This is a genomic window from Streptomyces sp. NPDC025618 (assembly GCF_055558795.1).
The window spans coordinates 75,390-87,521 of sequence record NZ_JBVHLW010000010.1 but is presented as its reverse complement, the minus strand read 5'-3'; the positions used below and the strand labels follow the sequence as shown (position 1 = coordinate 87,521).

The following is a 12,132-nucleotide window of genomic DNA, read 5'->3' as shown; positions in this document are numbered from 1 at the left end:
GTGCGACGTGGCAGGCGCATCGCCGTCGATGTGGGGGACGCCCGGATCGGGGTCGCCTCGTGCGACCCCGACGGGATCCTCGCGACCCCGGTCGAGACCGTGCCGGGACGGGACATCCCGCAGGCCCACAAGCGGCTGGCGGCGATCGTCGCGGAGTACGAGCCGGTCGAGGTCGTCGTCGGTCTGCCCCGCTCCCTCAAGGGGGGAGAGGGGCCGGCCGCGGCCAAGGTGCGGACCTTCGCCAAGGAGATGGCCCGGCGGGTGGCGCCCGTACCGGTGCGGCTGGTCGACGAGCGCATGACGACCGTCACAGCCGCGCAGGGGCTGCGGGCCTCCGGCGTCAACACCAGGAAGGGGCGCTCGGTCGTCGACCAGGCGGCCGCCGTGGTCATTCTGCAGAACGCGCTGGAGATCGAGAAGGTCTCCGGCCGGCCTCCCGGCGAGGCCGTCGACGTGGTCATCTGATCGCAGTACGGTAACGTTCCGCGCTGACATGGCAGCCGTTCGAACGTCTCCCGTACAGGACCGGACGATTCGGAACCCGCGCTCCACGGAGTGCCGACCGGCTGCCGCTGTGCGGCTCTAGGGGATTGATGACTGAGTATGGCCGGGGCTCCGGCTCCCAACCGTGGCATCCCGAGGACCCTCTGTACGGGGACCCGGGATACGACGGTCAACAGCATCCGCAGCATCAGCACCCCCAGCAGCCGTCACAGCCTCAGTACGGTCAACAGCAGTACGGCTGGGACCCCTCGCAGAGCGCGGGGGGTCCCTACGGCACCGGGGATCAGTACGGGCAGCAGCCCGTCGACCCCTACACCGGCGCGCCGCCGGACTACTACGGCACGCAGGACGCCTATCCGCCGCCGCAGCCCCACCACCAGCGCGAGCCGCAGGCGCAGCAGCAGCCCCAGCAGTACGAACAGCAGGTGCCGCGGCAGGCTCAGCACGAGGCGCAGCAGCAGCACCACACGCAGGAGTTCGAGCAGCCCGCGGAGTGGCGTTCCGAGCCCGCCGAGGAGAAGCTGTCGTTCTTCGACGACTTCCCCGGTCCGGCCGCCCCGGAGCCGGAGGAGGACGCGCCGGCCGAGGAGCGCTCCCGCGGCCGTGACCGGCGGGGCAAGGCGCCCAAGAAGGCCAAGCGCCGCAGCGGCACCGCCTGCCTCCTCGTCGCCGTGGTGCTCGTCGGCGTCGTGGGCGGCGGTGGCTATCTCGCCTACGACTACTGGCAGACCCACTTCGGGGCCGCGCCCGACTACGACGGCGAGGGCACCGGCCAGGTCCAGGTCGAGATCCCCAAGGGCTACGGCATCAGCCAGATGGGTGAGGTCCTCCAGAAGGCCGGCGTGGTCAAGAGCGTCGGAGCCTTCACCGAGGCCGCGGGCAAGGACCCCAAGGGCAAGGCCATCCAGCCCGGCTCCTACACCCTCCACAAGGAGATGTCCGGTGCCGCGGCCGTGTCGATGATGACCAACACCGCGAACTTCCTCACCATCGGCGAGGGCCGGCGCGCGGTGGGGGTCTACGCCGCGATCGACGAGAAGCTCGGCCTGCCGAAGGGCACGACCCAGGGCGTCGCCAAGGATCAGGTGAAGAACCTCGGGCTGCCCGACTGGGCCAACAGCGACCCCAAGATCAAGGACCCGCTGGAGGGCTTCCTCTTCCCCTCGCAGTACAACGCGGGCAAGGGCACCAAGCCCGAGGAGATCCTCAAGCAGATGGTCGCGCGGGCGAAGGAGACCTACGCCAAGCAGGATCTGGAGGGCAAGGCGAAGGAACTCGGCCTGAAGTCCCCGCTCCAGCTGATCACCGTGGCGAGCATGGTCAACGCCGAGGGCATGACGCACGACGACTTCCGCAAGATGGCGCGCGTCATCTACAACCGCCTCAAGCCCACCAATGTCGAGACGAACGGCAAGCTCGAGTTCGACTCGACGTACAACTACATCAAGAACCAGAGCACCCTGGACCTCAGCCCCAAGCAGCTGCGGTCCTACGACGACCCGTACAACACGTACTTCTACAAGGGCCTGACGCCCGGCCCCATCGGCAATCCGGGAGAGCTCGCGCTCAAGGCCGCGATGGATCCCGAGCCCGGTGACTGGTACTACTTCGTTTCCATCGACGGCAAGACGCAGTTCGCCAAGAACCTGCAGGAGCACGAGAAGCTCGTGCAGGAGTTCAACGAGAGCCAGAAGAACAAGAAGAAGAGCGGATGAGTGAACTGAAGGGGCACCGCCGCCGCGCGGCCGTGCTCGGATCGCCGATCGACCACTCGCTCTCCCCGGTCCTGCACCGGGCCGCCTACGCGGAGCTGGGCCTGGGCGAGTGGACGTACGATCGCTTCGAGATCGACGAGGCCGCGCTGCCCGGCTTCCTCGCGGGGCTGGACGGCACCTGGGCGGGGTTCTCGCTCACCATGCCGCTCAAGCGCGCGGTGATGCCGCTGCTGGACGAGGTCAGCGACACCGCGGCCTCGGTCGAGGCCGTCAACACCGTCGTCCTCACCGAGGACGGCCGCCGCCTCGGTGACAACACCGACATCCCCGGCATCGAGGCCGCCCTGCGCGAGCGCGGCGTCGAGAAGGTCGAGTCCGCCGCCGTCCTCGGCGCGGGGGCCACGGCCTCCTCCGCCCTCGCGGCCCTCGCCCGGATCTGCGCCGGCGAGGTCACCGCCTATGTGCGCAGCGCGGCGCGGGCCGCCGAGATGCGCCAGTGGGGCGAACGGCTCGGCGTGGCCGTCACCGTCGCCGACTGGTCCCGCGCCGCCGAGGCCCTCACCGCGCCCCTGGTCGTCGCCACCACCCCGGCCGGTGCCACCGACGCCCTCGCCGCCGCGGTCCCCGAGCACCCCGGCACCCTCTTCGACGTGCTCTACGAGCCGTGGCCGACCCCGCTGGCCGCCGCCTGGACGGACCGCGGCGGGGCCGTGCTCAGCGGCCTGGACCTCCTGGTGCACCAGGCCGTGCTCCAGGTCGAGCAGATGACCGGCCGCAGGCCGGGCCCGCTCGCGGCGATGCGCGCGGCGGGCGAGGCGGCCCTCGCGGCACGCGCCCGCTGACCACGACCTGACCGAGTCCGTCCACAACCCGGACCTGAGGCCGGGAAAGGGCCCGGGACGTGGGAGGATCGAGGACGGCGGGCCAGGGCCGCGCGCCCCCAGCCATCGCTGGGAGGTACCCCCGGGTCGCGCCGCAGCAAGATCAGGCGCGAGCAGAGGAGTCCCGTTGAGCAGGTTGCGCTGGCTGACGGCCGGAGAGTCCCATGGTCCGGCACTGGTGGCGACGCTGGAGGGGCTGCCCGCCGGTGTGCCGATCACCACGGAGATGGTGGCGGACCACCTGGCCAGGCGGCGCCTCGGCTACGGCCGCGGCGCGCGCATGAAGTTCGAGCGTGACGAGGTCACCTTCCTCGGCGGTGTGCGCCACGGTCTGACCATGGGTTCCCCGGTGGCCGTCATGGTCGGCAACACCGAGTGGCCCAAGTGGGAAAAGGTCATGTCCGCCGACCCGGTCGACGCCGACGAGCTCGCCGCGCTGGCCCGTAATGCCCCGCTGACCCGCCCCCGCCCCGGCCACGCCGACCTCGCGGGCATGCAGAAGTACGGCTTCGACGAGGCCCGTCCGGTGCTGGAGCGCGCCTCCGCCCGGGAGACCGCGGCCCGCGTGGCGCTGGGCGCCGTCGCCCGCTCCTACCTCAAGGAGACGGCCGGCATCGAGATCGTCTCCCATGTCGTGGAGCTGGCCTCGGCCAAGGCGCCGTACGGCGTCTACCCCCAGCCCTCCGACGTCGAGCGCCTCGACGCCGACCCGGTGCGCTGCCTGGACCAGGACGCGAGCAAGGCGATGGTCGCCGAGATCGACCAGGCCCACAAGGACGGCGACACGCTCGGCGGCGTCGTCGAGGTGCTCGCGTACGGCGTCCCGGTCGGCCTCGGCTCGCACGTGCACTGGGACCGCCGGCTCGACGCGCGCCTCGCGGCCGCGCTGATGGGCATTCAGGCGATCAAGGGCGTGGAGGTCGGCGACGGCTTCGACCTGGCCCGGGTGCCCGGCTCGCAGGCGCACGACGAGATCGTCGCCACCGGCGACGGCATCCGCCGCACCTCCGGCCGCTCCGGTGGCACCGAGGGCGGCCTGACCACCGGCGAGCTGCTGCGGGTGCGGGCGGCGATGAAGCCCATCGCGACCGTGCCCCACGCGCTCGCCACGGTCGACGTGAGCACCGGCGAGGCCGCGCAGGCGCACCACCAGCGCTCCGACGTCTGCGCCGTCCCGGCCGCGGGCATCGTGGCGGAGGCCATGGTGGCGCTGGTGCTGGCGGACGCGGTGGCGGAGAAGTTCGGCGGCGACAGCGTCGCGGAGACCCGTCGCAACGTCCGGAGCTACCTCGACAACCTGGCCATCAAGTGACCCCTCCCGCCGTCGTGCTGGTGGGCCCGCCCGGAGCGGGCAAGTCCACCATCGGTGCCCTGCTCGCCCAGCGGCTGGGCACCGGCTACCGCGACACCGACGCCGACATCGAGCGGACCGCGGGCAAGCCCATCCCGGAGATCTTCATCGACGAGGGCGAGCCGCACTTCCGCGAGCTGGAGCGGCAGGCCGTCCGCAGCGCCGTGGCCGAGCACCCCGGGGTGCTCGCCCTCGGCGGCGGGGCGGTCATGGACGACGGCACCCGCGCCCTGCTCAAGGGCCTCCCGGTGATCTTCCTCGACGTCGAACTCGCCGACGCCGTCCACCGGGTGGGCCTGGACGCCCCGCGCCCGCTGCTCGCGGTCAACCCGCGGCAGCGCTGGCGGGAGCTGATGGCGGCGCGCCGCCCGCTCTACACCGAGGTCGCCCGCGCCGTCGTCACCACCGGCGGCCGCACCCCGGACGAGGTCGCCGACGCCGTGCTCGACGCGCTGGCGCTGCCCCGGGACCGTACCCCCGACACCACGCAATGAGGAACGCATGACCGACGCCCCCACCCGCATCCGGGTCGCCAGCGCGGGCTCCGAGCCGTACGAGGTCCTGGTCGGCCACCAGCTGCTGGGCGAACTGCCCGGCCTGATCGGCACCGAGGCCAAGCGGGTCGCCGTGCTCCACCCGGAGGCGCTGGCCGAGACCGGCGAGGTGCTCCGCCAGGATCTGGCCGCGCAGGGCTACGAAGCGATCGCCGTCCAGCTCCCCAACGCCGAGGAGTCCAAGACCGTCGAGGTGGCGGCCTACTGCTGGAAGGCGCTCGGCCAGACCGGCTTCACCCGCACCGACGTCATCGTCGGCGTGGGCGGCGGCGCCACCACCGACCTGGCCGGCTTCGTCGCCGCGACCTGGCTGCGCGGGGTGCGCTGGATCGCCGTGCCCACCACCGTGCTGGGCATGGTCGACGCCGCCGTCGGCGGCAAGACCGGCATCAACACCGCAGAAGGCAAGAACCTCGTCGGCGCCTTCCACCCCCCGGCCGGCGTCCTGTGCGACCTCGCCGCGCTGGAGTCGCTGCCGGTCCACGACTACGTCAGCGGACTCGCCGAGGTCATCAAGGCGGGCTTCATCGCCGACCCGGTCATCCTCGACCTCGTCGAGGCGGACCCGGCGGCCGCCCGCACCCCGCGGGGCGCGCACACAGCGGAGCTGATCGAGCGCGCCATCCGGGTCAAGGCGGAGGTCGTCTCCGCCGACCTCAAGGAGTCGGGCCTGCGCGAGATCCTCAACTACGGGCACACCCTCGCCCACGCGATCGAGAAGAACGAGCGCTACAACTGGCGGCACGGCGCCGCGGTCTCCGTCGGCATGGTCTTCGCCGCCGAACTCGGCCGCATCGCGGGCCGCCTGGACGACGCGACCGCCGACCGGCACCGCGCCATCCTGGAGTCCGTGGGCCTGCCCGTGACCTACCGCGGCGACCAGTGGCCCAAGCTCGTCGAGACCATGAAGGTCGACAAGAAGTCCCGTGGCGACCGGCTGCGCTTCATCGTCCTCGACGGCCTCGCCAAGCCCACCGTCCTGGAATCCCCGGACCCGGCGATGCTCCTCGCCGCCCACGCGGAGATCGCCGCGTGAGCGCCGGCGAGCGCGCCCGGGTGCTCGTGCTCAACGGGCCCAACCTCGGCCGGCTCGGCTCGCGCGAGCCCGACGTCTACGGCTCGACCTCCTACAAGGGCCTGGTCGCGGCCTGCGCGGAGCTCGGCGCGGAGCTCGGCTTCGACGTCGAGGTCCGCGAGACCAACGACGAGGGCGAGCTGGTCCGCTGGCTGCACGAGGCGGCCGACGGGCGGATCCCGGTGGTCATCAACCCCGGCGCCTTCACGCACTACTCGTACGCCATGCGGGACGCCGCGGCCCAGCGCACCGCGCCGCTGGTCGAGGTGCACATCTCCAACCCGTACGCGCGCGAGGAGTTCCGCCACACGTCCGTGATCGCCGCGGTGGCCAGCGGCACGGTCGCCGGCTTCGGCATCGGGTCCTACCGGCTGGCGCTCCGCGCCCTGGCGGAGGAACTGCGGGGCTGACCCGCGCGTCTTCACCGGGGACCGGGGCTTTGCCCCGGCCCCCGCGAGGGACCCGCGGAACGGCGCGACCAGCTCCCACGGGACCGGCGGGCCCTACCCCCGCACGGGGGCCGGGCCGGGCGGGGGATAGCCTCTGCCGCGCAAGTCGCCGCACGAGACGGAGTGCCAACCGCATGCAGCACCCTGGGGGACCGCCGGTGCCACCGCCCCACCCCCCGATGCCACCCGTACCACCCCCGCCCGGGCCGGACGCCACCGCGGCCTTCACCATGCCCGCGGCCTTCACCGCGCCCGCCGTCGAGGCCGCGCCCGCGACGCACGCCGCCGTGGCCCTGCTGCTCATCGGCCCGGCCGGCGCGGGCAAGACCACCGTGGCACGGCACTGGGCGGACACCCGCGCCGTGCCCACGGCGCACATCAGCCTCGACGACGTGCGCGAGTGGGTGCGCTCCGGCTTCGCCGACCCGCGGTCCGGGTGGAACGACCACTCCGAGGCGCAGTACCGCCTCGCCCGCCGCACCTGCGGCTTCGCCGCCCGCAACTTCCTCGCCAACGGCATCTCCTGCGTCCTGGACGACGCCGTCTTCCCCGACCGGCCCGTCGTCGGCCTCGGCGGCTGGAAGCGGCACGTGGGGCCGGGGCTGCTGCCCGTGGTCCTGCTGCCCGGCCTGGAGATCGTCCTGGAGCGCAACGCCGAGCGCACCGGCAACCGCCGCCTCGGCGACGAGGAAGTCGCCCGGATCCACGGCCGCATGGCCGGCTGGTACGGCTCCGGTCTGCCGATCATCGACAACTCCCAGCAGGACGTCGCCACCACGGCCCGCCTGCTGGACGACGTGGTCGCCCGCGCCCTGGCCGCGCCGCCCGGCTATCCGTAGGCCCCGGTCGGACGCGCTGGAACGGCCCGCCACGGCACTCCGCCGTACGCTCGGAGGCATGTCCGAGGTGTACGCGGCGCGCCGCGCGCGGCTGCGTGAGCGCTGCGAGGCGGCCGGGAGCGAGGCCGCCCTGGTGTCCGGCGGCGCCAATGTCCGGTATCTGGCGGGCGGGGCGCCGGCGGGTGCCGCGCTGCTCGTCGGGCCCGTGGAGGACACCCTGCTGTGTCCGGGCGACCTGGCCGTGCGCGGCCCGGCCGACCGCCCGGCCGAGGGCCTGCGGATCGAGGCGCTGCCCCTGCCGGGCGGCGACCCGGCCGTCGCCGGGGCCGAGCGGGCCGCCGCGGCCGGTGCCCGCTCGCTGGCCGTCGAGGAGCACCACCTGACCGTCGCCCGGCACCGCGCCCTGCGCTCGGTCGCGCCCCGGCTGCGCCTGGACGACCTCGGCACGGCCGTGGAGCAGCAGCGGGTGGTCAAGGACAACGAGGAGATCTCCGCGCTGCGGATCGCCGCGGAGATCGCCGACCAGGCGCTGGGCGAGCTGCTGGAGTCGATCCTCGTCGGCCGCACGGAGCGGCATCTGGCGCTGGAGCTGGAGCGCCGCCTGATCGACCACGGCGCCTCGGGTTCGGCCTTCACCACCTCGGTCGGCGCGGGCCCGAATTCGGGGCTGGCCGGGCACGTGCCCACCGACCGGCGGGTGGAGGAGGGCGATTTCCTCTGTGTGTGCCTGGGCGCCGACTACCGCGGCTACCGCAGCGAGGTGGGCCGGACCTTCGTCATCGGCACCAGCCCGGCGGACTGGCAGATCGAGCTCTACGAGCAGGTGTTCGCCGCTCAGCGGGCGGGCCGGGAGAAGCTCGCGCCGGGCACTCCCTACCGCGAAGTGGACCGCGCGGCACGGGTCGTGCTGGAGGCCGCGGGCCACGGTGAGCGGCTCGGACCGCGCATCGGACACGGCGTGGGACTCGAAAACGACGAGGACCCTCGGCTGACGCCCTCGGCAATGGGTAAACTGGACGCTTGCGTGCCGGTCACCGTAGATCCGGGGGTCAACCTCCCGGGGCGGGGCGGCGTCCGGATCGATGACACGCTCGTCGTCCGCCCCGAGGCGGATGGCGGACCCGAGCTACTCACCATTACGACCAAGGAGCTGCTCGCGCTTTAGCGCGTGCCTTCGGGGTCCCAGCTTCAGTCCAGGAGATTCCGCAACCGTGGCTTCCACGAACGACCTCAAGAACGGCATGGTGCTCAAGCTCGACGGAGGCCAGCTCTGGTCCGTCGTCGAGTTCCAGCACGTCAAGCCCGGCAAGGGCCCCGCCTTCGTCCGCACGAAGCTGAAGAACGTGCTCTCCGGCAAGGTGGTCGACAAGACCTTCAACGCCGGTGTGAAGGTCGAGACGGCCAACGTCGACAAGCGCGGTATGCAGTTCTCGTACATGGACGGCGAGTACTTCGTCTTCATGGACATGGACACGTACGACCAGCTGCACGTCGACCGCAAGACCGTCGGCGACGCCGCCAACTTCCTGCTCGAGGGCTTCGAGGCCGTCGTCGCGAAGCACGGCGACGAGGTGCTCTACGTCGAGCTGCCGGCCGCCGTCGAGCTGACCATCGAGCACACCGAGCCGGGTGTCCAGGGCGACCGCTCCACCGGTGGCTCCAAGCCCGCCAAGCTGGAGACCGGCTACGAGATCCAGGTCCCGCTCTTCATCACCACGGGTGAGAAGATCAAGGTCGACACGCGCACCGGTGATTACCTCGGTCGGGTGAACAGCTAACCGTGGCCGCCCGCAGCAAGGCCCGTAAGCGCGCCTTCCAGATCCTCTTCGAGGCCGATCAGCGCGGCACCACCGTGCGAGACGTCCTCGCCGACTGGGTCCGGCACTCGCGCTCCGACGACCGGCAGCCGCCGGTCAACGAATACACGATGCAGCTGGTCGAGGGGTACGCGGAGCATGTCTCCCGCATCGACGAGCTCATCGCCACCTACGCGGTCGACTGGGACCTGGACCGGATGCCGGTCGCGGACCGGAACATCGTGCGGCTCGGTGCCTACGAGCTGATCTGGGAGGACGAGACCCCGGACGCGGTGGCGATCGACGAGGCGGTGCAGCTCGCCAAGGAGTTCTCCACCGACGACTCGCCGTCCTTCGTGAACGGTCTGCTCGGCCGGTTCAAGGACCTCAAGCCGAGCCTTCGTCGCGACGAGAGCTGACAGACGTAAAAAGCCGTGGGGCGGGGAGAAACCTTGAAGGGTTTCTCCCCGCCCCACGGCTTTGGCCCGTCAGGGCGGGGATTTCACCGAGCCGGGGCTCAGGCGTCCTCGTGCTGGACGGCGCGGCGCGCGTCGGCGTCGAGCACACCCCAGCTGATCAGCTGCTCGGTGAGCACCGAAGGCGACTGGTCATAGATCACGGCAAGGGTGCGCAGGTCGTCCTGGCGGATCGACAGGACCTTGCCGTTGTAATCGCCGCGCTGGCTCTGGATGGTCGCGGCATAGCGCTGGAGCGGACCCGCCTTCTCGGCCGGCACGTGGGCCAGGCGCTCAAGGTCCAGAACCAGCTTCGGCGGCGGCTCGGCGGCCCCGCCCGGCGTGGTGCCCGGCAGCAGTTCCTGCACCGGAACGCCGTAGAAGTCGGCCAGCTCGGCCAGGCGCTGCACGGTCACGGCACGGTCGCCGCGCTCGTACGAGCCCACTACCACGGCCTTCCAGCGGCCCTGGGACTTCTCCTCGACGCCATGGAGGGAGAGGCCCTGCTGGGTGCGGATGGCGCGGAGTTTGGCCCCGAGCTGTTTGGCGTATTCGCTGGACATAAAGCTCCCCGGACGCGGTATCAATCTGCGGCTCTGCCGCGTGGCTGGTAACTCACTGTGAGGTTACGCAGCGTAATCTGACTTCGTCAAGCCGAATGGTCCACAGCATCCCCCGTGCGGGGCGGTGGCCGGTCCTGGTCCGGGACCCTGGTACGGTGAGAAAGGTAAATCCGACGTCCTTTAATGTCCGTCCCGTGAGGCGGAGAAGGGGGTCCGTTTCGTATGGACGCAAACCGTGACGTGAACCAGGCCGGTTCCGCCGCTCGTCCCGTGCTCGAAGCACCGGACATCGCCCGGGTCCTGACCCGTATCGCACACGAGATCGTCGAGCGCGCCAAGGGCGCCGACGACGTGGTGCTCCTCGGCATCCCGACGCGCGGGGTCTTCCTCGCCCGCCGGCTGGCCGCCAAGCTCGAGGAGATCACCGGAGGCAAGACCCCGGTCGGCTCCCTCGACATCACCATGTACCGCGACGACCTGCGGCTGCGCCCCGCCCGCGCGCTCGCCCGCACCGACATCCCCGGCCCCGGCATCGACGGCCGTCTGGTGATCCTGGTCGACGACGTGCTCTTCTCCGGCCGGACGATCCGCGCCGCGCTCGACGCGCTGAACGACATCGGCCGCCCCCGCGCCGTCCAGCTCGCGGTCCTCGTCGACCGCGGCCACCGCGAGCTGCCCATCCGCGCCGACTACGTCGGCAAGAACCTCCCCACGTCGCTGCGGGAGACGGTCAAGGTGCAGCTCACCGAGGAGGACGGCCGCGACAGCGTGCTCCTCGGCGTGCGCGAGAGTGCCCCGGCCCAGCAGTAGCGGTCGCCTCCGGCCCCGGCGACCGCCGGTTCCGCGCCCCCGCATGCCCGGACGCGGCCCCGCCGTTCGCCATCCCCACCCCCACCTCCTCGACCACGGAGCATCCGGATGAAGCGCCACCTCATCTCGGCCACCGACCTCACCCGCGACGACGCCGTCCTCATCCTCGACACCGCCGAGGAGATGGCCCGGGTCGCCGACCGGCCGATCAAAAAGCTGCCGACCCTGCGCGGCCGCACCGTCGTCAACCTCTTCTTCGAGGACTCGACGCGGACCCGCATCTCCTTCGAGGCCGCCGCCAAGCGGCTCTCCGCCGACGTCATCAACTTCTCCGCCAAGGGCTCCTCGGTCTCCAAGGGCGAGTCCCTCAAGGACACGGCCCTGACCCTGGAGGCCATGGGCGCCGACGCCGTCGTCATCCGCCACCACGCCTCCGGTGCCCCCTACCGGCTGGCCAACTCCGGCTGGATCGACGGCGCCGTGGTCAACGCCGGTGACGGCACCCACGAGCACCCCACCCAGGCGCTCCTGGACGCCTTCACCATGCGCCGCCGCCTGGTCGGGCGCGACGCCGGGCTCGGCCGGGACCTCGGCGGCCGCCGGATCACGATCGTCGGCGACGTCCTGCACAGCCGGGTGGCCCGCTCCAACGTCCACCTGCTGCACACCCTCGGCGCCCAGGTCACCCTGGTCGCGCCGCCCACCCTGGTGCCGATCGGCGTCGAGCAGTGGCCCTGCGAGGTCTCCTACGACCTGGACGCGGTGCTGCCGAAGTCCGACGCCGTCATGATGCTGCGCGTCCAGCGCGAGCGCATGAACGCCGCCTTCTTCCCCACCGAGCGCGAATACTCCCGCCGCTACGGCCTGAGCGGCGACCGGATGGCCCGGATGCCGGAGCACGCCATCGTGATGCACCCCGGCCCGATGAACCGGGGTATGGAGATCACCGCGGAGGTCGCCGACTCCGACCGCTGCACCGCCGTCGAGCAGGTCGCCAACGGCGTGAGCATCCGCATGGCCGTCCTCTACCTCCTGCTCGGCGGCTCCGAGCCGGCCGTCACTTTCGCCCACCCGTCGCCCACCGCCACCCTTGACGGCGGCGCTCCGCGCCGGTCTCTCGATGCCGAGGAGAACAACTGA

The 12,132-nt window shown here is 72.0% G+C and carries 14 protein-coding genes; 13 read left to right on the top strand and 1 reads right to left on the bottom strand.

The genetic code is table 11. The features are described 5' to 3' along the window. The 11 genes from ruvX (at position 1) to nusB (ending at position 9,583) form a co-directional block, all read left to right on the top strand. Complete coding sequence (ruvX, locus tag ACZ4A5_RS12420) at positions 1–465, top strand: Holliday junction resolvase RuvX (RefSeq protein ID WP_398872804.1); 465 nt, start codon at positions 1–3, stop codon at positions 463–465. A gap of 128 nt (positions 466–593) precedes the next feature. After that, positions 594–2,219, top strand: a complete 1,626-nt coding sequence (mltG, locus tag ACZ4A5_RS12415) for an endolytic transglycosylase MltG (protein ID WP_467581853.1) — start codon at positions 594–596, stop codon at positions 2,217–2,219. Next, positions 2,216–3,061 carry a shikimate dehydrogenase gene (locus ACZ4A5_RS12410; protein ID WP_467581851.1) on the top strand — a complete coding sequence of 282 codons (846 nt, stop codon included), beginning with the start codon at positions 2,216–2,218 and terminating at the stop codon, positions 3,059–3,061. The genes mltG and ACZ4A5_RS12410 overlap by 4 nt, the downstream gene beginning before the upstream one ends. Positions 3,062–3,227: 166 nt before the next feature. Then, positions 3,228–4,412 (top strand): chorismate synthase, encoded by a 1,185-nt coding sequence (gene aroC, locus ACZ4A5_RS12405; RefSeq protein WP_467581849.1) that lies wholly within the window; start codon positions 3,228–3,230, stop codon positions 4,410–4,412. Beyond that, positions 4,409–4,945, top strand: a complete 537-nt coding sequence (locus ACZ4A5_RS12400) for a shikimate kinase (protein WP_467581848.1) — start codon at positions 4,409–4,411, stop codon at positions 4,943–4,945. The genes aroC and ACZ4A5_RS12400 overlap by 4 nt, the downstream gene beginning before the upstream one ends. Before the next feature lie 7 nt (positions 4,946–4,952). Continuing rightward, positions 4,953–6,041: a 3-dehydroquinate synthase gene (gene aroB / locus ACZ4A5_RS12395; RefSeq protein WP_467581847.1), complete on the top strand. Its 1,089-nt coding sequence runs from the start codon at positions 4,953–4,955 to the stop codon at positions 6,039–6,041. Continuing rightward, positions 6,038–6,490, top strand: a complete 453-nt coding sequence (gene aroQ, locus ACZ4A5_RS12390; RefSeq protein ID WP_467581845.1) for a type II 3-dehydroquinate dehydratase — start codon at positions 6,038–6,040, stop codon at positions 6,488–6,490. Before aroB ends, aroQ begins: the two co-directional genes overlap by 4 nt. After that, entirely contained in the window at positions 6,487–7,368 is an 882-nt protein-coding gene (locus ACZ4A5_RS12385; RefSeq protein WP_467581985.1) for an AAA family ATPase, read from the top strand. The genes aroQ and ACZ4A5_RS12385 overlap by 4 nt, the downstream gene beginning before the upstream one ends. Before the next feature lie 58 nt (positions 7,369–7,426). Then, the gene (locus ACZ4A5_RS12380) at positions 7,427–8,533 is read left to right on the top strand and encodes a M24 family metallopeptidase (protein ID WP_467581843.1); all 1,107 of its coding nucleotides are present in this window, start codon (positions 7,427–7,429) and stop codon (positions 8,531–8,533) included. A gap of 46 nt (positions 8,534–8,579) precedes the next feature. Further along, complete coding sequence (gene efp, locus ACZ4A5_RS12375; protein ID WP_398872786.1) at positions 8,580–9,146, top strand: elongation factor P; 567 nt, start codon at positions 8,580–8,582, stop codon at positions 9,144–9,146. A gap of 2 nt (positions 9,147–9,148) precedes the next feature. Further along, positions 9,149–9,583 carry a transcription antitermination factor NusB gene (nusB, locus tag ACZ4A5_RS12370; RefSeq protein WP_467581841.1) on the top strand — a complete coding sequence of 145 codons (435 nt, stop codon included), beginning with the start codon at positions 9,149–9,151 and terminating at the stop codon, positions 9,581–9,583. A gap of 98 nt (positions 9,584–9,681) precedes the next feature. Here the strand turns inward: nusB and bldD are convergent, their stop codons facing one another. Next, positions 9,682–10,182 carry a transcriptional regulator BldD gene (gene bldD / locus ACZ4A5_RS12365; protein WP_004948690.1) on the bottom strand — a complete coding sequence of 167 codons (501 nt, stop codon included), beginning with the start codon at positions 10,180–10,182 and terminating at the stop codon, positions 9,682–9,684. Between the two features lie 222 nt (positions 10,183–10,404). Between bldD and pyrR the strand changes: the two genes are divergently transcribed. Further along, positions 10,405–10,992, top strand: coding sequence for a bifunctional pyr operon transcriptional regulator/uracil phosphoribosyltransferase PyrR (gene pyrR / locus ACZ4A5_RS12360; RefSeq protein WP_467581839.1), 588 nt, complete (start codon positions 10,405–10,407; stop codon positions 10,990–10,992). A gap of 108 nt (positions 10,993–11,100) precedes the next feature. Next, positions 11,101–12,132 carry an aspartate carbamoyltransferase catalytic subunit gene (locus tag ACZ4A5_RS12355; protein WP_467581837.1) on the top strand — a complete coding sequence of 344 codons (1,032 nt, stop codon included), beginning with the start codon at positions 11,101–11,103 and terminating at the stop codon, positions 12,130–12,132.

Excerpts from the sequence above, each read along its gene's own strand:
- pyrR (WP_467581839.1), top strand. The coding sequence starts at position 10,405 with ATGGACGCAAACCGTGACGTGAACCAGGCCGGTTCCGCCGCTCGTCCC.
- bldD (WP_004948690.1), bottom strand. The coding sequence starts at position 10,182 with ATGTCCAGCGAATACGCCAAACAGCTCGGGGCCAAACTCCGCGCCATC.
- ACZ4A5_RS12355 (WP_467581837.1), top strand. The coding sequence starts at position 11,101 with ATGAAGCGCCACCTCATCTCGGCCACCGACCTCACCCGCGACGACGCC.
- aroB (WP_467581847.1), top strand. The coding sequence starts at position 4,953 with ATGACCGACGCCCCCACCCGCATCCGGGTCGCCAGCGCGGGCTCCGAG.
- ACZ4A5_RS12380 (WP_467581843.1), top strand. The coding sequence starts at position 7,427 with ATGTCCGAGGTGTACGCGGCGCGCCGCGCGCGGCTGCGTGAGCGCTGC.
- mltG (WP_467581853.1), top strand. The coding sequence starts at position 594 with ATGACTGAGTATGGCCGGGGCTCCGGCTCCCAACCGTGGCATCCCGAG.
- ACZ4A5_RS12410 (WP_467581851.1), top strand. The coding sequence starts at position 2,216 with ATGAGTGAACTGAAGGGGCACCGCCGCCGCGCGGCCGTGCTCGGATCG.